General features: G+C 62.4%; 18 protein-coding genes and 1 pseudogene. 6 read left to right on the forward strand and 13 right to left on the reverse strand.

Translation table 11 applies throughout. From position 1 onward, the window contains the following. A complete protein-coding gene (locus tag DLM46_RS14035) occupies positions 1-1416 on the forward strand; it encodes an MFS transporter (protein ID WP_115101357.1) in 1416 nt (471 codons plus the stop codon). Positions 1417-1427: 11 nt separating this feature from the next. Here the strand turns inward: DLM46_RS14035 and DLM46_RS14040 are convergent, their stop codons facing one another. Further along, entirely contained in the window at positions 1428-2327 is a 900-nt protein-coding gene (locus DLM46_RS14040) for a DMT family transporter (protein ID WP_115101358.1), read from the reverse strand. Between the two features lie 189 nt (positions 2328-2516). On the opposite strand from DLM46_RS14040, the gene DLM46_RS14045 reads away from it, so the two are divergent. Further along, positions 2517-3410 carry a helix-turn-helix domain-containing protein gene (locus tag DLM46_RS14045; protein ID WP_115101359.1) on the forward strand — a complete coding sequence of 298 codons (894 nt, stop codon included), beginning with the start codon at positions 2517-2519 and terminating at the stop codon, positions 3408-3410. Between the two features lie 134 nt (positions 3411-3544). Here DLM46_RS14045 and DLM46_RS14050 read toward each other — a convergent pair whose 3' ends face one another. The 5 genes from DLM46_RS14050 to DLM46_RS14070 form a co-directional block, all read right to left on the reverse strand. Continuing rightward, positions 3545-4459 carry a patatin-like phospholipase family protein gene (locus DLM46_RS14050; protein ID WP_115101360.1) on the reverse strand — a complete coding sequence of 305 codons (915 nt, stop codon included), beginning with the start codon at positions 4457-4459 and terminating at the stop codon, positions 3545-3547. Between the two features lie 196 nt (positions 4460-4655). Continuing rightward, positions 4656-4949, reverse strand: coding sequence for a hypothetical protein (locus DLM46_RS14055; RefSeq protein ID WP_115101361.1), 294 nt, complete (start codon positions 4947-4949; stop codon positions 4656-4658). Between the two features lie 290 nt (positions 4950-5239). Continuing rightward, on the reverse strand, positions 5240-5548 hold the full coding sequence (locus tag DLM46_RS14060; protein WP_115101362.1) for a type II toxin-antitoxin system RelE/ParE family toxin: 309 nt from the start codon (positions 5546-5548) through the stop codon (positions 5240-5242). Next, a complete protein-coding gene (locus tag DLM46_RS14065; RefSeq protein ID WP_279635187.1) occupies positions 5545-5826 on the reverse strand; it encodes a YlcI/YnfO family protein in 282 nt (93 codons plus the stop codon). Before DLM46_RS14065 ends, DLM46_RS14060 begins: the two co-directional genes overlap by 4 nt. Before the next feature lie 87 nt (positions 5827-5913). Beyond that, positions 5914-6552 carry an HD domain-containing protein gene (locus tag DLM46_RS14070; protein WP_115101363.1) on the reverse strand — a complete coding sequence of 213 codons (639 nt, stop codon included), beginning with the start codon at positions 6550-6552 and terminating at the stop codon, positions 5914-5916. A gap of 237 nt (positions 6553-6789) precedes the next feature. On the opposite strand from DLM46_RS14070, the gene DLM46_RS14075 reads away from it, so the two are divergent. Continuing rightward, positions 6790-7749 carry a GlxA family transcriptional regulator gene (locus DLM46_RS14075; RefSeq protein WP_115101531.1) on the forward strand — a complete coding sequence of 320 codons (960 nt, stop codon included), beginning with the start codon at positions 6790-6792 and terminating at the stop codon, positions 7747-7749. 85 nt (positions 7750-7834) lie between these two features. After that, the gene (locus tag DLM46_RS14080) at positions 7835-8593 is read left to right on the forward strand and encodes an SDR family oxidoreductase (protein ID WP_115101364.1); all 759 of its coding nucleotides are present in this window, start codon (positions 7835-7837) and stop codon (positions 8591-8593) included. Between the two features lie 514 nt (positions 8594-9107). Here the strand turns inward: DLM46_RS14080 and DLM46_RS14085 are convergent. The 6 genes from DLM46_RS14085 to DLM46_RS14110 all read right to left on the reverse strand — a co-directional run bounded on the left by DLM46_RS14085 (position 9108) and on the right by DLM46_RS14110 (position 15318). Further along, on the reverse strand, positions 9108-9473 hold the full coding sequence (locus DLM46_RS14085; RefSeq protein ID WP_030102299.1) for a response regulator: 366 nt from the start codon (positions 9471-9473) through the stop codon (positions 9108-9110). 21 nt (positions 9474-9494) lie between these two features. Then, a complete protein-coding gene (locus tag DLM46_RS14090; protein WP_115101365.1) occupies positions 9495-10466 on the reverse strand; it encodes a chemotaxis protein CheX in 972 nt (323 codons plus the stop codon). A gap of 37 nt (positions 10467-10503) precedes the next feature. After that, positions 10504-11043, reverse strand: a complete 540-nt coding sequence (locus DLM46_RS14095; RefSeq protein WP_115101366.1) for a hypothetical protein — start codon at positions 11041-11043, stop codon at positions 10504-10506. Further along, the gene (locus DLM46_RS40920; RefSeq protein WP_279635188.1) at positions 11040-11774 is read right to left on the reverse strand and encodes a methyl-accepting chemotaxis protein; all 735 of its coding nucleotides are present in this window, start codon (positions 11772-11774) and stop codon (positions 11040-11042) included. Before DLM46_RS40920 ends, DLM46_RS14095 begins: the two co-directional genes overlap by 4 nt. A 30-nt stretch (positions 11775-11804) precedes the next feature. Next, a complete protein-coding gene (locus tag DLM46_RS14105) occupies positions 11805-14192 on the reverse strand; it encodes a HAMP domain-containing protein (RefSeq protein ID WP_115101368.1) in 2388 nt (795 codons plus the stop codon). Positions 14193-14619: 427 nt separating this feature from the next. Next, entirely contained in the window at positions 14620-15318 is a 699-nt protein-coding gene (locus DLM46_RS14110; RefSeq protein ID WP_115101369.1) for a DNA alkylation repair protein, read from the reverse strand. Positions 15319-15441: 123 nt separating this feature from the next. On the opposite strand from DLM46_RS14110, the pseudogene DLM46_RS14115 reads away from it, so the two are divergent. Beyond that, a pseudogene (locus DLM46_RS14115) lies at positions 15442-15843 on the forward strand (sensor histidine kinase); the annotation flags it as partial. Between the two features lie 6 nt (positions 15844-15849). On the opposite strand, the gene DLM46_RS14120 reads toward DLM46_RS14115, so the two are convergent. Continuing rightward, complete coding sequence (locus DLM46_RS14120; protein ID WP_115101370.1) at positions 15850-16032, reverse strand: hypothetical protein; 183 nt, start codon at positions 16030-16032, stop codon at positions 15850-15852. Positions 16033-16269: 237 nt separating this feature from the next. Here DLM46_RS14120 and DLM46_RS39045 point away from each other — a divergent pair, with 237 nt between their 5' ends. Continuing rightward, positions 16270-16452, forward strand: coding sequence for a hypothetical protein (locus DLM46_RS39045; RefSeq protein WP_133300336.1), 183 nt, complete (start codon positions 16270-16272; stop codon positions 16450-16452). Positions 16453-16574: the final 122 nt, after the last annotated feature.

Consider the following 16574-nt stretch of genomic DNA (forward strand, 5'->3'; position numbering starts at 1 on the left):
ATGACCGAATGCACCGTTGCACAGCCACCGGTGGCGCAGGCCGACGAGACGCGGTCCGCGAAGCGGCCGCGTCTGACGCTGGCGCTGGTGGCAAGCGGCATGTTCATGGCCGTGCTCGACACCACTATCGTCAACGTGGCCTTGCCGGCGATGCACGCTACCCTGGGCGCATCCGTGGGCGGCCTTGCGTGGATCGTCGACGCGTACACGCTGAGCTTCGCCGCGCTGATCCTCGCGGGCGGCATCGCGTCCGACCGTTTCGGCGCGAAGGCGGTGTATTTGTGGGGACTGGCGTTGTTCGTGGCAGCCTCGGCGGCTTGCGGGCTGGCGCCGAACGTCGGCGCGCTGGTGGCCGCGCGCTTCGTGCAAGGCAGCGGCGCAGCGCTATTCCTGCCGGCGTCGCTGGCGATCGTGCGCAGCACCTTCGACGACCCCGTTGAACGTGGTCGCGCCATCGCGGCGTGGGCGGGGATTGCGTCGGTGGCAGCGGCGGTCGGGCCGGTGTTCGGCGGCATGCTCGTGGAAGGGTTCGGCTGGCGCAGCGCGTTTCTGATCAACGTGCCGACCGGCCTGATTGCATTCGCGGGTGCGGCAATCATCGTGCGTCATTCGTTGCGCAGCGTCGGACGCCGCTTCGATTGGGGCGGGCAGTTGGCGAGCATCGTCGCGCTCGCGGCCCTCTGCTTCGCGGCGATCGAACTGCCGTCGCGCGGTATCGCCGCGCGAGAAGTGTGGGGCGCCGCGCTGCTTGCCGTACTCGCCACGTTCGTGCTGGTCGCCGTCGAGCGCCGCGCCCATGATCCGATAGTGCCGGTTGCATGGTTCAGCAACCGCCTGTTCGTCGCGATGAACGTGATGGGCACGCTTGTCTACGTCGGCTACTTCGGTTTGCTGTTCATGCTGAGCCTCTATCTGCACGGCGAGTTCGGCTTCAACGCGCGGCAGATCGGTCTCACGCTGTTGCCGCTCGCCGGCAGCCTGTCGCTCGGCAACGTGCTGGTGGGCAAGCTGCATGGCCGTTTCACTGCCACGCAGTTCATGACAACCGGACTCGCACTCGCTGCCGTTGCCGTGCCGGCGATGGCAACGAGTCTGGAATGGCGCGCGCCGTGGGCCGTCACGTATGCGGCCATGGCGGTGTTCGGCGGCGGCACGGCCTTGTCGGTTCCGCCGATGATCTCGACGGTGCTGGAACAGGTGCCCGGCGAATTGGCCGGCGTGGCCTCGGGTGTGTTGAACGCGTTGCGACAGGCAGGCGGTCTGCTCGGCGTGGCGATGGCGGGCGCGGCGACGATTTTGGCGCCGCAGGTGTCGATTGCGCTGTGGGTTGTCGCGGGATTGGGGTTGGCGACGTATGCGATCGCGGCGGCTCTGGCGACGTTTGCGGCCTTCGCTCCCGGAAAAGCTCACCGGTGATTTCTTCAAGCTCAGGAAGTGCGCACCCGCCGCACGAAAATACGCCGCGTCAAATCGAACGCCACCAGATTCCCGGCCAGCACCAGCAACAGTCCCACCACGGACAGTGCCGACCATTGATAGCCTTCGAATACCGTCGACGCCGCCAGCGCCACGATCGGAAACAGCACGGTGCAGTACGCCGCGCGTTCCGGCCCGATGCGCCCCACCAGCATCAGGTACGCGGTAAAACCAATCACCGAGCCGAATATCGCGAGGTAAGCGAGCGCGCCGAGATAGCGCGCGGACGGCTCGATGGTGAAGGAAAAGCCCGCCAACGCGCTACCGGCCGTCAATACGCCGGCGCCGATCAGCATCGCCCAGCTATTGGTGGCGAACGGGTGCAAGCCCATCGATTGCATCCGGCTCGACAGCAGATTACCCGCCGAGAAACACACGGTTCCGAGGAAGGCGATTGCGAGACCCAGCCATGCAGCGTGATCGCCCAGGTGTCCCGCCATCTGCTGGACAAACAGGCACACGATACCGACCAGACCGAGCAACGCGCCCGCAATCGCCGAAGGCTGCAGCGGACGGCCCATGAAGAGCCGGCCGTTGATCGAGTTCAACAGCGGCGCGGTCGAAAAGACCACCGCTACCAGTCCGCTCGGCACGACCTGCTCGGCGTAGTAAAAGCACAAGAAATTGACGCAAAAGAGCGCTAACCCCTGCGCGGCCAGAAAGCGCCATGCTGCGCGTGGTGGCCAGATCGGGCGGCGCATCAGGCGCAGCAACGCGAACAGCACCAGCGCGGCGATCCAGAAGCGCCAGGCGATGGAGACCGGCGGCGGCACGGCTCCCAATTGCCACTTGATCGCAATCCAGGTGGTGCCCCAGATCAGAACGGTGACGGCGTAGAGCGACAAATTCATGGAAAGCCTGCTGCATTAAAGTGGAACGGAAGCTCAACTATGCGGCGGCACGCGCGAGCGCACTTGTCCAGGATTGCGCACTTTTTCGTGGCGGCAAACCACGGTGCATGCTTCACCCTATACTGACGCTCACCCGCTCCTCAGACCCATCCCGCCCGTTCCGTGAACGCCAATCCGCCCGCCGCCGCAATGGACTCCTCCGAAACGCCGTTCGGCCTTCACTCGGTGTGTCGCACGCTGCGCGATGCCAACGCGAATCTCGACAGGTTCGCGTGGCTCGGCGATAACCTGGCTATCGCGGTGTGGACGCGTGACACCGAGGAAGCCGAGACCGTCTACGAGCGGCCCGGCCATCACACGCTGTCGTGCTATCTGGATGGCGGCTATCGAACCGAAAGACAGAAAATGCCCGGCCGCTACGGCGCGCCGGCGCGGCTTTGCGCGTTGCCCGGCGATCATGAATCGCGCTGGTGGGTACGCGGCCACATGCATTTCATGCATCTGTACTTCCTGCCGGAACACTTCACGCAACGCGCCGTGCAGGAACTCGACCGCGAGCCGCGCGAGCTGACGCTCGCCGATCGCACCTATTTCGAAGACCCGCGCATCGCCACGCTGTGCCGATCGCTTGCCAATGAAAACTGGCAGGATCCCGACGGTCTGCTGCGCACCAATGAAACCGCGCACCAGGTGCTGAGTCTTCTATTGCGCGCGCAAGGCGTGCGCCGCACCGACACGTCGCTCAAAGGCGGTTTGTCGGTCGCCACGCGACGGCGCTTGCGTGATTACATCGAGAACCACCTTGCGCAAACGCTGACGCTCGGCGAACTGGCCGGCGTCGCGTCGTTATCGGAATTTCATCTGGCGCGTATGTTCCGCACGTCGTTCGGGTTGCCGCCTGCGGCGTGGATCGCGCAGCAGCGACTCGAACGCGCGCGAACGCTGCTGCGCACCACCTCGCTGCCGCTCACGCAAGTCGCCGAGCGCTGCGGGTATGCGAACGCCAGCCATTTCAGCCACCGATTCCGCGAAAGCGTCGGCGTCGCGCCGACGGTATATCGTCAGGCCATCGGCGAGTTATAGCGAAGTCTCGCCGCAGTCCGGCCGCTCGAACACGATCTCGATTTGCAGGAGATAGCGGCGTTGCATGGGCGGGGGTGACGCGGCTGCATTCCTCTCGACACACGACGAGGCCTCCCGCTGTGAGAACGCATACGCTAATACACCATGTCATGTTCATGCTCACGCAGTTCGCCCGGAATAAACGCCTTCTCGAGCCCCCCTTCGTTCAACCATGTTCGCGTTGCTTCAGCCGCCCGGTCGATCAGCCGATCGCATTGGGTGTAGTCGTACGGTGAAACATCCAGCGGACACAACGGCGGCACGACGAAGATCTCCGCGCGGGCCGAATAGAACTCGAGGTCGCGCACGAGTTGCCGCGCGATGACGAGCGTCAGCGCATGCATCGCCTGGGCAATCGCGCTGGAAGGCGGCGTGCGCAGCGCGCAAGCAAAGCCGGCCGGCAGCACGATCACGCGCGTCGCGCCGAGCCCGACCGCCACGGAGATGGGCGTGTTGTTCGCCACGCCGCCGTCGACCAGATCGAGTCCGCCGATCCGCACGGGCGGGAACACGCCAGGAATCGCCGCGCTCGCCAGCACCGCGTCCACCACGGGCCCGGACGACAGGATGATTTCGTTGCCGGTCAGCATGTCGGTGGCCACGATATGCAGCGGTATCGCTGCCTGCTCCACGCGCGTGTACGACAAGTTTTTTTCCAGCAGCACACGCAACGCAGTCGCCTCGAAGAGGTGCGGCCGACGCCGCAGCACCATGTCGAGAAACCCGCGCATCGTCAGCGGCATGATGTCCCGCCGACGGATACGGCGCCACATTGCTTCGAGCGTCGCCACACCGTCGTCGTCCGGCTGGCCCGCGAAATAAGCGGCGTTGATTGCGCCGGCGGATGCGCCGACCACCATACCCGGGCGTTCGCCCCGCTGGAGCAGTTCGCGCAACATGCCGACCTCGATCGCGCCCAGACTGCCGCCGCCTGCGAACACAAACGCGCTCAGCCCTGTGCGGGGCACCGCAGCCGATAAATCGGATAACGCGCAATGATGGAAGGACATGTTGGTCGCTCCTGCCGGACAACGCGGAATTCGCAGGCCGATACTGCTTGATGCAGCGTCGCACGAAACGGCAGACGGCTCAATGCGGATCATGCCTGGCGGGTTCCGCCTGCTCGAACCGCGGCGGGCTGACGAAGCTGCGCCCACCCAGACGCCGGAACGCTCGCCAGGCGGTCTCCGTCAGCCACGGCCCCCCTCAACGCCCCTTGAACAGATCGAGCAACTGGTTCTGCATCGCCATCATCTCGTGCGAATGCTTCATTTCCATCTGCGCCATCGTGTCCTGATACTCCATTTCCATCTGCATCATCTTCTGTTGAATGCCGATGGCCTGCGTGCGCTGTTCGGGCGTGAGCTTGTCCATCATCATGCTGTAGTTCGGCGGCATGACGTAGGTGCCGGCGCGCCCGATTCCCTGCGCCTGCACGGAGCCCGCTGCGAGCGCCAACGGCAGCAGTCCGCACAGAATGATGGTTCGAATCGATTTCATGTCATCTCCAGTTTTACGTGAGCGGCGGGCCGCCGAGGCGCGCCGGGTAAGCGACGTTCAAGCACTCAGAATGGCTGGCTGCGGAGGGATCCGCCGCACACGCCGACTCTGGGAACACAACACCCGGACCGGCGCTCAAGAAGGCCGGCCGGATGTTTCATGGACTTAGTCGCAAACGCTGACTGGAAATGACAGGCGGGTTGAAAATAGCCTTGGCGGTCTTTCGTGTACCTAATGACACGCATCATTGCGATGCGTCCTTCCGACGGACGGGGCGCCGGAAGTCTCTATCAGTGGTAGTCATCCTCTAGCTGATGCCGCACCGCTAGAACGCTGACTGTCTGACTATCCTCGATTTCGAAGAGGGCGACGTATCCCGTCCGGCCAAAGGGGATGAGCAATTCGCGCAGGAACGGAACATCTCGCTGGGCCTTACGGCACGTGAAAGGTGACGTACGAAGGGTCGCGATGCCGTCGCGGATGGCTTGCAGTGCACGATCGGCGAGCAGGAAATCCGCTTCGTCGCGTTCAAGGATGAAATCGTAGAGTCGCTCAAGATCACCGGCAGCAGCGTACGTGAAACGAACCTGATACGTCATCGTTTCTTCTTCGCCTGCGCTTTCGCCGTGTCAAGCCGCATTTCCAGACGAGCGACGACTTCATCAGCTGAGACGTAGTCGCCGCGCTGCTTCGCGTCGTCGCGGGATGCAAGCCCTCGCGCGACGAATTCACGATGGTGCAATCGCCGCGCAATGTTGTCACGGATAGCCTGCTCCACGAAACTGGAAATGCTCTCGCCGTCTTTCAGCACATCCTCAGCGGCAGCTCGCAATTCCGGCTCTACACGCACCGACGGAAAATTAGCGCTTTTCATCATTCACTCCATGCATCGCATTTGCAATGCATTATCGCGCTATGTCGCCTTCTACGCAAGCAGGGGGTGTAGCGATCGTCGAAGCTGCGCTTAATCCTTCCACGCCGAACCAAGAATCATCGTGCAGAAATTCTCGCGATGATAATGCGGGTCCTTCAGCGCCAGCACGTCCGCCTTCACGTTGCCGAAGGTCGTCTCCGGTTTGTGAATCGTGCCGTGCGCAAACGCGTCGATGATGCCTTCCTTGAAATGCGCGCCGCGCGGATGCGCATGGATCACCTCATGCCGCTGTTGCTCGGTGAATTCGTCGTAGGCGAGGCCGAGTACGTCCATTTCGACGCCTGCCGTGACCAGCGCGACCACCGGCTTCATATGCTGTGGAATGCCCGGCGTGGTGTGCAGTGCGATCGAATTCCACACCTGCTCGATATCGTCCTCACCGATGCCGTGGCGCCGCAGGAAATCGCGCGCGGCATTCGCGCCGTCCACTTCGAAGCGATCATGCTCGCTGCTATACGGCGCGACGAGTCCCATGTCATGAAACATCGCGCCGATGTACAGCAACTCGGCATCGTATTGGAGCTTCTTACGGGCACCGGCCAGCGAACCGAACAGGAACACACGCCGCGAATGATGGTAGAGCAACTCGGTTTCGGTATCGCGCACGAGTTGCGTGGCTTCACGCGCCATCATGCTGTCGGGAATCTGGATGCCTGCGATCGTGGCCATGTGATGTGCTCCTTGAATGACGCAGTAAAGAAGGCGCGCGGTCCTGGTGAGTTGAAAGCGCGTTTGGTATGCTGGTTCGCGGCGCTCCTTTTGCTGTTCAAGCCGCGTGCCGATGAGATTCAGTATTGGCTAACGCGTTATCACGGGCAATCGCCGCGGACCGCTGAACACTGCCAAACGCACCGCGTCGACTGCCGCGGCTTGCGGATCCGGTTCGTCGTCAAAGGAAGTCATTCGATGCCTACTGTCGCGATCGCGATCTTTCCTGGCGTGCAGGCGCTCGACGTCGCCGGTCCCGTCGATGTCTTTTCCGAAGCCAATCGGTTCGTCGCCCCGCAAGACCGCTATGAAGTGACGCTGCTGAGCGCGGAGCCGGGGCCGCTGCGCGCATCCAATGGCATGACGCTGACCGCCGACGCTACTTTCGAACAGGCGCGCCGCCCCTTCAACCTCGCGCTGGTCGCGGGCGGCCCCGCGCTGCCGGACGGCGCACCCGATGCACGGCTGCTGGAATGGCTGACGAACGTCGCCACGCAGTGCGACCGTTACGGCTCGATCTGCACCGGGGCTTTCGCGCTCGGCCACGCCGGATTGCTCGACGCGCGCAACGTCACGACGCATTGGCAGCACGCGGCGCAACTGGCGGCACAGTTTCCGCGGGCGCACGTCGATTTCGATCGCATTTATCTACGCGACCGGCAGCTCGTGACGTCGGCCGGCGTCACGGCGGGCATCGACCTGTCGCTTGCGCTGGTGGCGGAGGACCACGGGCCGCACACGGCGCTGGCAGTCGCCAAGCGGCTGGTGGTGTTCGCGCAGCGGCAAGGCGGCCAGTCGCAGTTCAGCCCCTACCTCACTGCACCGGCCGATGACACTTCGCCGGTCGCCAAAGTGCAGGCGCATGTGATGGAGCGTATTCGCGAGCGTTTCACGGTAAAGCAACTGGCCGACGTCGCGGGCATGAGCGCGCGAAACTTCGCGCGCGTGTTCGTGCAGGAGACCAGCGTGACGCCACATGAGTTCGTCGAACGCGCTCGCGTGGATGCGGCGCGCAAGTTGCTGGAAAGCAGCGGTGCGGCGCTCAAGACGATTGCCTACGACTGCGGTTTCGGCACCGCGGACCGGATGCGCATTGTCTTCACGAGACGAATCGGCGTGACGCCGATGCAGTATCGGGAACGCTTTCGCTCTGCCTGAAGAAGGCCCGCTGACCGGCGCCGCTGCAAGCATGCAATGCTGCATGAGAAAATGACGGCTCTTCCAAGCCACCCATCTCGACGACATGACCACCTCTTCTCCCGTCCGCGCGATCGTCACCGGCCATGCTCGCGGCCTCGGTGCTGCGCTTGCAGAACAACTGCTCGCGCGCAACGTCGCGGTGCTGGGCTTGTCCCGCTCGCGTCACGCCACGCTTGCGCAGCGCTTCCCGGCGCTGCTCGAAGAGATCGAGCTGGAACTGGCCGACCCCGTGCGCGTCGCGCAGTGGCTGGCAGGCGACGCACTGCGCGGCTTTGTCAGCGGCGCGCAAAGCGTGCTGCTTATCAACAACGCGGGCATGGTGCAGCCGATGGGTCCGATCGAAGCGCAAGACGCGGCGGCCATTGCGAGCGCGGTGAGCCTGAACGTCGCGACGCCGCTGATGCTGGCGAGCGCCGTCGCGGCGGCCAGCGTCAACGCGGACGATCGGCGCATCGTGCATATTTCGAGCGGCGCGGCACGCAACGCGTACGCCGGCTGGAGCATCTACTGCTCGACCAAAGCCGCGCTCGACCATCACGCACGCGCCGTCGCGCTCGATGCAAATCGCGCACTGCGTATTTGCAGTCTCGCGCCGGGCGTCATCGATACGAACATGCAGGCACAGATTCGCGACACCGGCTCCGAGCAATTTCCGATGCGCGAAAAATTCGAAGACCTCAAACGCAACGGGCTGCTTTCGACGCCTGAACAATGCGCCACCCAATTGCGTGACTACGCCTTCAGCGACGCGTTCGGACAAACGCCCGTGGCCGACATTCGCGAGATCGCGAAGCAAGCCTGAGGCGCAGTTTCTCTGCTCCCGAAAAATCTCACCTTTGGCACGAAGCGGTCCGGGAAAGACGCGAGGTGTGCATCGGCCGGCCCCCGAAAAAGCTCACCTCAAGCGCTTGCGTGCGGGCTGCAAAGGCATGCTGGCCGGGGCACCCGTGGTTCCTGACCGGCCACTCCCGCAAACCCTCACCTTTGAGTGTGTTTGAGGTAATTTGCATACCCAGGTAAGAGGCGGTGCGCCGGGCAGACTTTCATCGGCCGGGTGAACGCGGATCGAGCTTGCCGCTCACCGAATTCAGTCCAGAACCCGCTACGGTTGATGGCCATGCGCACGGCTCCCGAATATTCTCACCTTTGCTCCGGTGATCGCATCTGGGAGCCGCTTGCAGCCACTCGCGGCCTCGACGAGCACAATGTGTGAAGGACGCCGACGAGCACCCTTGCCTGATGTTGTGCGCGCGGCTCCCGAAAATTCTCACCTTTGGCCGGAACCGCGGCGCTCGTGCTGCCGCGCCCCGTACCGCTCAGCCCGCCAGCTTGCGGAACGTTTCCAGCACCGCGTCGCCCTTGAACGGCTTGACGATCCAGCCTTTGACGCCGGCCGCCTTGCCGCGCTCCTTCATCGCCGGGCTGCTTTCGGTGGTCAGCATGATGACGTTGACGGTCGTGTTCGCGAGTTCGCCGCGAATCTTTTCGACCATCGTCAGACCGTCCATGTTCGGCATGTTGACGTCGCTGATCACCAGTTTGATGCCGGGGCTGGCCTTCAGCTTGGCGAGACCGTCTTTACCGTCCACTGCTGTGTCGACGTCCAGGCCGTTCTTCTTCAGAAAGCCGGCCACTTCATCGCGCACCGTGCTCGAGTCGTCTACCACGAGAATTTTCGACATGATTTTTTCCTATGACAACAATCAGAACAGCTCGAGTTCGCCCGCATCGACCATCGCGCCGACGTCTTCCTCGACTTCCTTGAAATCCTCGGGCGACCAGCTCAGGCTGAACACAAAACGTTGATGCAGCTTCACCGACCGGCCCGACTGCGGGTCCGTCAGCCGATACATGAAGCACAGCTGCGGATTGCCGCTGCCGAATGAGATGTACTTGTGCTTGTGATTCACCAGCAGCGGCACCTGCACCTGGCTGCGCAGCCATGCGTCCGCATCGCCGACATAGCGGTTGCGGAAGGAGCCCCAAATCAGGTTGGTCACTTCGCCCAGTACGCCGTTCAGATCGCGAAAGTCGGCCTCGCCGTCACGCGCGCCATGGGTCATCTGGAAGCGATCCAGCAATTCGAGAATCGGCGCCTCCTCGGCCTGCATCATCATGTAGCCGCGGCACCATGCGCTCTCCAGCGGAATCAGGCTGAACACCTCACCGAAGATGATCCGGTCGCGCACGATGTAGGGCGTCTCGCAGGCGACGGCCAGGTCCTTGAAGACGTCGCCGAGGATCGCCTGCGTCATCTCCGCAATGCCGCGCACCAGCGCGTTCGGGTAATCCAGGCTGAAGATGTATTCGTCGATGACCTTGCGCAGCGGCGCCATGTCGTGTCCGACGTAGGTAGCGCAGACCACCCTGCGTAGACTCTCCGGCAGACCGTCCAAAGTTGGATCGGATTCGCGGCGCATGATGATCGGCAGTTCAGGCCGCACGGCATTGATCCTGATCGCGATCTCTGCGCTCGCTTCGGCCGAACCGCCGTATCCTTCGCCAAACAGGATCGCGCCCAGATCGATATTCGAGCGCAACACCGAAGGCAGACGGCTCTTGCTGACCTTTACGCCGACCAGATTGTTCTCGTCGCAGAAGCGTTTTAGTGCGTCTTTATGTACCGGGCAGTCATCCAGCACCAGTACCTTGCTGACCGGCTTGTTCACGTTCATTTCGGGTTCCTGCTCATTGCCGATATCGACATAGCGTTCAAAACATCTCCAGCTCGCCGCTGGTCTCTTCGACGGCGCTCGTATCCGCCACGAAGTCGACCGGCGCATCTGCGCAGACGCAAATCGTCGCGGCAAGCTGTACCGAACCCTCGATCGCGATCGAATACGAAGACAGAAAATCCGGTTTCAGTTCCTGCAAATATGACAGGCAGCGAGCGCTCAGCACGTAAGGCGTCGACATGCCGAGGTCCGGGAAATAGCGCAACAGTTCTTGATTCATCGCGCCGCAGCACAGGTTGCAGATTTCCAGAAACGCTTCCTGGAAAGACCGGTCCGCCGTGTCTTTCAGGAAGTAGCTGCGGAGGCTGTCGTTTTCATCGAACTGAAGGATCAGCAGCAGTCTGAACACCATCGACGAGATGGTCAGTACGACCACCTGGGTGTCGCTCGTCGCGCCCATGCCGGCTTGCGCGAGCGGCACGATCTCGCACGTATCGCTCGATTGCAGCGGCAAGCGCGCTTGTGCAGCCCTGCGGAAAATACGTTCGAAGCTTTCCTTTGCGTGGCCGGTGATCACGTCGACACCTGGCTAAGCTTCGCCTGGAACTGATTGGCCAGCGACTCGACGCTGCTCAGTGACGCAGCGATCATCTTGCCGCCCGCCTGGATGTCCTGAAACGTCGAGGTCGTGGTCAGGTCGTTGCGGTGCAGGCTGTCGCGATAGCTCTTCGAGAGGTCTTCGGAGCGCGCCGCAAGCGAGCGAACCTCGCTCGCCACCACCGCGAAGCCGCGCCCGGCCGCGCCCGCTCGTGCGGCTTCGATCGAAGCGTTCAGCGAAACGATCACCACGTGCCGGACAATCGACGAAAGCTCCTGATTTTTCGCGTGCATGTCGTGGTTTTGCGTCATCAGCGAAATCATCTGATCGTGCCAACGCTCGAACGTCGCGCCGAGGCTCTTCAGCCGCGCGGCTTCGCTCGCGATCTGTTGCGCGTGATGTGCCCACTGGTCTTTGTCGTCGGTGGCGGCTTGCAACGCCGTGCGCAGATCTTCAGATGCCGCCGATTGCCGCGCCAGTTCCTCGCGCAGCTGTGCGAGCGACGCCTCCAGATCCTGCGCGAACTGCTCGCGCTCACGGAGCGTTTCGACATGACCCGCATGCTCGGACAGCAGCGTGTCGATTCGCGCTTCGCTTTCAGCGCGCAACCGTGCGATGGTCTTGCCGTTTTGCAACTTGTGCACGGCGAACGCCAGCAACGCAGTGATTGCGCCGCCTGCCACCGCTGCCATCAGATACTGTGGAATCACGACCGATCCTTCCGAAAATCCGTGCCCGGCTCACGCCATTGCGTCGAGTCGCAGTTCGCCGGCATCGCCGCGTGCCTGCACACCTAACGTATCGACCGCGACGCTGTCCGGCAGACAGACGATCGTCTGGAACTGGCGGAACGATGCGCCCTTGTGATCGTCGGTGAAACGCAGCTCGATGCTGCCGTTCTCACGCTTGAGAAAATCGCGCACGGCATCCATACCGACACCGCGACCCGACACTTCCGTGACCGTTTCCGCCGTCGAGAAGCCCGGCCGGAAAATGAAATCGGCGATGGCTTCGTCGCTCAGCGCGTCGTCCCGACCGATCCAGCCGCGCTCGACGGCGATACCGCGAATCCGTTCGAGCGCGAGACCGCGGCCGTCGTCGCTGAGCGTGATCTGCAGCGCGCCGCTGTCCACGCCGACTTCGATATCGATCGTGCCGGCCGGCGTCTTGCCTTGCGCGGTGCGCGCCTCGGCGGTTTCGATGCCGTGATCCATCGAATTGCGCAGCAGATGCATGAACACATTGTTCAGCGTGCCGCCTGCCTGGCCGCGCAGACGATAGCCGTTGTCATCGATGCGCACGTTCGGCGCCTGCTTGCCCAGTTCATGCGCGAGCGACGGCAGCGAGTCGAGCACACCAGACAGTGCGTCGCGCACGCTTTCGCTGCCCAGAGCCCGCAAGGTTTGGCGCACGGCGTCGCGCATCGACTGCAACTCGTTGAGCTCGCTTGCGTTCGCCGTCTCCAGCAGGCGCAGGGTCTGCTGGATGTGTTCCTTCTCGACCATCACGTAGCGGCCCGCGTTGCCGGCGTCGTTCACGCGGCCCTTGCCCTTGCGACCGAGACTGTGTTCGTTGATCTTCGCGTAGCTCTCAATGGCTTCGCGCACGCGCGTCAGCTCCTGCATCAGATGTTCCTGATCCCACGGACGGTCCGCGTCCGGCTGGCGCAATTCGTCATAGCTCTGCTCGGTTTCGTGGACGACGTTGGTCAGATGCTGGAGGTTATAGGTTCGCGCGTTGCCCTTGATGGTGTGCATGTTGCGGAACAGCTCGGCGATCGCCGCGTGGTCCGCTTCGGAATGCTTGCGAATGATCCGCTCGTTTTCGCTGACGAACCCGGCGGAGCTTTCGATGAAATGATGGAACTTCTCTTCGCTGACAGCGAGAATCTCGCCGATCATGTCGAGGCGGCGGCGCTGTTCGCTGGCTTCGGCTGCGAGCTTGCGCAGCTCGGTGACGTCGCGCACGCACAGCATCAGGCGCACGATGACGTCGTTTTCGTCGGTGATCGCCGACCAGCTCAGGTCGAGAATCTTTACGCGGCCGTCGGGCATGCGCTTCGAAATCTCGCCCACCAGCAGATGCTGATTGAAAGCGAAGTTGATGCAGTCTTCGCCGAGGCACGCGTGCGTCGCCGCATCGACTTGCGAGAGGACGTCCGAACCGAGATCGGTTTCCGAAAACACCAGGTCCATCAGACTGCGGCCGGCGATATCCTTCGTTTCGAAGATGTCTTCCAGATAGGCCGAGTATTCCGCGTGAACCACGGCGCCATCGATCACCGTCAGAATGCCCTGCTGCATGTTCTGCAGCATCGCCTGAATGTCGGCGGTCTTCTGTTTGAGTTGCGCCGAGCTTTCCTGGATCTTTTCGATCATCCCGTTGAAGGCGACGATCGAATGGCCGATCTCGTCGAGGCGGCCCACCGGCACGCGGCGCGTAAAGTCCTGGCTCGAGGCGATCTCGCTCATCATCGCCTGCATGCGGCTGAGCGGGCGCGTGATCTGGCGATAGAGCAGCGAGCCGATCGAGGTCAGCAGAATGATGGCGATGCCGGTGACGATCGCGATGGCCGTCGTGGTGGTGGCGAGCGTGGCGTTCAGCGTAGTGATCGCTTCGTCTTTCTCGCGGTTCTTTTCGACGCGCAGGGTTTCGACGATGCCTTCGAGTTCGTCGCGATACTGCGCGACGTTGGCGAACAGATAGGCCTGCGCGAGTTCGTTCTTGCCGACCGCCTTCATCTTCGCCGTTTCGGCGATTGCGGAGAAGTAGTTTTCCAGGCTGTCCGTGGCTTGCGACACCAAACCTTTTTGCGCGTGGCTCGCGGCATCTTTCGCTTGCAGCGCGAGGGCCTGTTGCAGCGAGGCCTTTTTCTTCTTCAGTTCGTCCTGTGCCTGGGCGACCATGTTGTCGTCCGGTGCGTAGACGAGCGTCATTGTGGCGATCTGGACGTCTTTGACTTGCGACACGAGGTCGGCGGACGCGAGCGCGCTGGGCACGACACCCTCGGTCACCTGCCGCACTTCGGCCGCGCTGCCGCGGGTCTGATAGACGGCGTAGCCGCCGATCGCCGATAGAGCGACGAACATCAAGACAACCAATAACGTGATGCGATGACGGATAGTCATTTGAACCCCCGAGGGTGTGGCCTTTTGCGTCGGCCCTCTGGTGGGGCGCGCGCTTTTTCGCGGAATCTGGTGATGCTGCAACGCAGGGGATTATTCCGGGCGCATGTTACCGAGCGATGACTAATTGCTAATAAAAATAGGGGTTTAGACGGCCCGGCGTGTTAATTTTTTTCTAAAGTTTTTCTCGGTAATGCCGTTATACAAAGCCCATTTAAATTTGGCTTTAATGTGGGAAATGGAGGCGCCTCTGCTGGTTTTCCTGCGCGGCGCTTGCTGTCTGTGTGCCGGTAGCGTCGCGCGCTTTGGCACCGTTTTGCGCATCCGTCTTGCGCATCTTTTGGTAGCCGGGGGTGAAGCATCTTTCGCAGTATTTTTGTCACTCTCAAACCGAAAAAAGCAAGAAAAGACCAAAGCCATAAAAGCACACTCATCGGCGAATCGCCGAAAGATGCTTCGCCGCCTCGCGCAATGTGAGCGGCGAGATCACGTCGCGCGTAGCGGACAGAAAGTCGCTCACTGCGTGAGGCGCATGCCACGCGTAGTCACGCAAAGCCCAACCGATGGCCTTGCGGATAAAGAAGTCCGTTTCCGCGGCCAGTGAGCGGGCATAACCGAATAGACGCTCCTCGTCGGTATGATCGCGCCAGCCGAGTTGGTGAATCATTGCGATGCGGCGAATCCACAGCGACTCATGCTCGAGCGCGGCGTCCATGCAGATCTGCGCGTTCGGGACTTGCTCCCGCGCGGATTTCAGAACGTCGCCGACCACGCCCGCCAGCGGATCGACCGAATCCCACCACGCGCTACGTTGCGCTATCGAAAGCAGATGCTCGATGTCCGCGAGACCGAGGACCTTCCACTTGCGCGCCAGCAGATCGGTGGCGGCGTATTGATACTCACGTTGCGGCATGGACCACAAGACGCGTGCGTACGCGAGGAGAAGCTCCGCGTTCTCGACCGGGAGCCGCTTGAAGACCGGCAATGTCGCTTGCCGCCGCAGCGGCGTCGGCACGCCGATGAACTCGAACTGATTCCGCATATAAGCGCGCATCGCGAGTGCGCGCTGGGCGTCGGCGTGTTGTGCGAGCGCCGCCTCGATCTCGTCGCGGAAAGCGTTGGGTGTCATCCCGAATATCCTCACCTTTGAGTTTGAAGTGCGGCGACAGGTAGCGTTGTTCTCACCGCGAGTGCTCCCGAATCTTCTCACCTTTCGGCGGTTCGCTTCACTCCCGTGATTCGCCTGGCACCTCGCCGGCATTACGGCGACAGTCTCGCTGACGATGCACTCGTGCGCCTCGATCTGCAAGCCGGCGACGGTTTCGGCCTGCCGCTCGTCGATCTCGACCGGATTCTTACCAATCTGATCGAGAACGCGCTCACGTATGGCGACCCGCCAGTGGATATCTCCACGTACAGGCGCAACGGTCAATACACGCTCGAGGTCCGCGATCACGGCGGCGGCATTCCCTGCGATCAACTCGATCGCGCGCTGCAGCCGTTCGTGCGGCTCGACGAGGCGCGCAGTGGCGATGCTCACTGCGGACTGGGCCTCGCAATCGTGCGGCGCCTCGTGCGGTATAACGGCGGCGTTTTTCAGGCCGGTAACGCAAGCGATGGCGGTTTCGTCGTGGCGCTTACGTTTCCGGGTTAGCCTCGGTTAGCCTTGCGCAGCGTTGTTAGGAACGACGATGGCGCCATGCGGCCCACCGCCAGGACCACCGCCGCCGGGGCCGCCACCACCTGGACCGCCCCCGCCCCAACCCGGGCCCGGCCCCCACCAGCATCCGCTCAAGGTTGCGGTCAGGGCGGCCAGCGCCGCAATTGCCAACAGCTTTTTCATACCTTCTCCTTCGATGGATCAATGATCACGCAGCGTCGCCGCTCAGGTAGCGGCGCGGCGCGTTATCCGCAACTTATCAACCCGCAAAGAATCATGTTTTACGAAGCCGTTACAACCACGACAAAGCCTGGCCTCCAGGGTGGTGCCGGGCTGCCGTCTGCGTGCCCGCGAATGTAGCGCTCGCGGGATTCGCGGCATCTCGTCGCGCAAGATGAAGCACTCACGCTTTGTTTATAGATGGAAGCAGAAGTAAGGAGATCGGCGGATTCTTCCGGCCTTGCTTTGCTCGAGGGTGAGATTTCGAACGCTCGATGCGTCACCGTCAGTGGGTATGAGGCGGACTTCCTGGAAATCCTCACCTTATTGCGTCGTCGCGGTGTCGTCGCGCTTGAAGTGGATATCCCTCGCCTCCTGGAATGACTCACCTTTGCGAGCCATCTCCTGGAACTCCTCACCTTGACGTGTCTTTTCGCCTTTCAAGGGTGATGTTCAGCTCCTGGAACGACTCACTTCTCGACGATACAGCGTCGTCTCCTGGAATT

This window comes from Paraburkholderia lacunae, assembly GCF_003353175.1.
GTDB lineage: Bacteria > Pseudomonadota > Gammaproteobacteria > Burkholderiales > Burkholderiaceae > Paraburkholderia > Paraburkholderia lacunae.

Bases quoted from the DNA above. Each gene is read 5' to 3' on its own strand.
- DLM46_RS14035 (WP_115101357.1), top strand. From the start codon at position 1: ATGACCGAATGCACCGTTGCACAGCCACCGGTGGCGCAGGCCGACGAG.
- DLM46_RS14040 (WP_115101358.1), bottom strand. From the start codon at position 2,327: ATGAATTTGTCGCTCTACGCCGTCACCGTTCTGATCTGGGGCACCACC.
- DLM46_RS14045 (WP_115101359.1), top strand. From the start codon at position 2,517: ATGGACTCCTCCGAAACGCCGTTCGGCCTTCACTCGGTGTGTCGCACG.
- DLM46_RS14050 (WP_115101360.1), bottom strand. From the start codon at position 4,459: ATGTCCTTCCATCATTGCGCGTTATCCGATTTATCGGCTGCGGTGCCC.
- DLM46_RS14055 (WP_115101361.1), bottom strand. From the start codon at position 4,949: ATGAAATCGATTCGAACCATCATTCTGTGCGGACTGCTGCCGTTGGCG.
- DLM46_RS14060 (WP_115101362.1), bottom strand. From the start codon at position 5,548: ATGACGTATCAGGTTCGTTTCACGTACGCTGCTGCCGGTGATCTTGAG.
- DLM46_RS14065 (WP_279635187.1), bottom strand. From the start codon at position 5,826: ATGATGAAAAGCGCTAATTTTCCGTCGGTGCGTGTAGAGCCGGAATTG.
- DLM46_RS14070 (WP_115101363.1), bottom strand. From the start codon at position 6,552: ATGGCCACGATCGCAGGCATCCAGATTCCCGACAGCATGATGGCGCGT.
- DLM46_RS14075 (WP_115101531.1), top strand. From the start codon at position 6,790: ATGCCTACTGTCGCGATCGCGATCTTTCCTGGCGTGCAGGCGCTCGAC.
- DLM46_RS14080 (WP_115101364.1), top strand. From the start codon at position 7,835: ATGACCACCTCTTCTCCCGTCCGCGCGATCGTCACCGGCCATGCTCGC.
- DLM46_RS14085 (WP_030102299.1), bottom strand. From the start codon at position 9,473: ATGTCGAAAATTCTCGTGGTAGACGACTCGAGCACGGTGCGCGATGAA.
- DLM46_RS14090 (WP_115101365.1), bottom strand. From the start codon at position 10,466: ATGAACGTGAACAAGCCGGTCAGCAAGGTACTGGTGCTGGATGACTGC.
- DLM46_RS14105 (WP_115101368.1), bottom strand. From the start codon at position 14,192: ATGACTATCCGTCATCGCATCACGTTATTGGTTGTCTTGATGTTCGTC.
- DLM46_RS14110 (WP_115101369.1), bottom strand. From the start codon at position 15,318: ATGACACCCAACGCTTTCCGCGACGAGATCGAGGCGGCGCTCGCACAA.
- DLM46_RS14120 (WP_115101370.1), bottom strand. From the start codon at position 16,032: ATGAAAAAGCTGTTGGCAATTGCGGCGCTGGCCGCCCTGACCGCAACC.
- DLM46_RS39045 (WP_133300336.1), top strand. From the start codon at position 16,270: ATGGAAGCAGAAGTAAGGAGATCGGCGGATTCTTCCGGCCTTGCTTTG.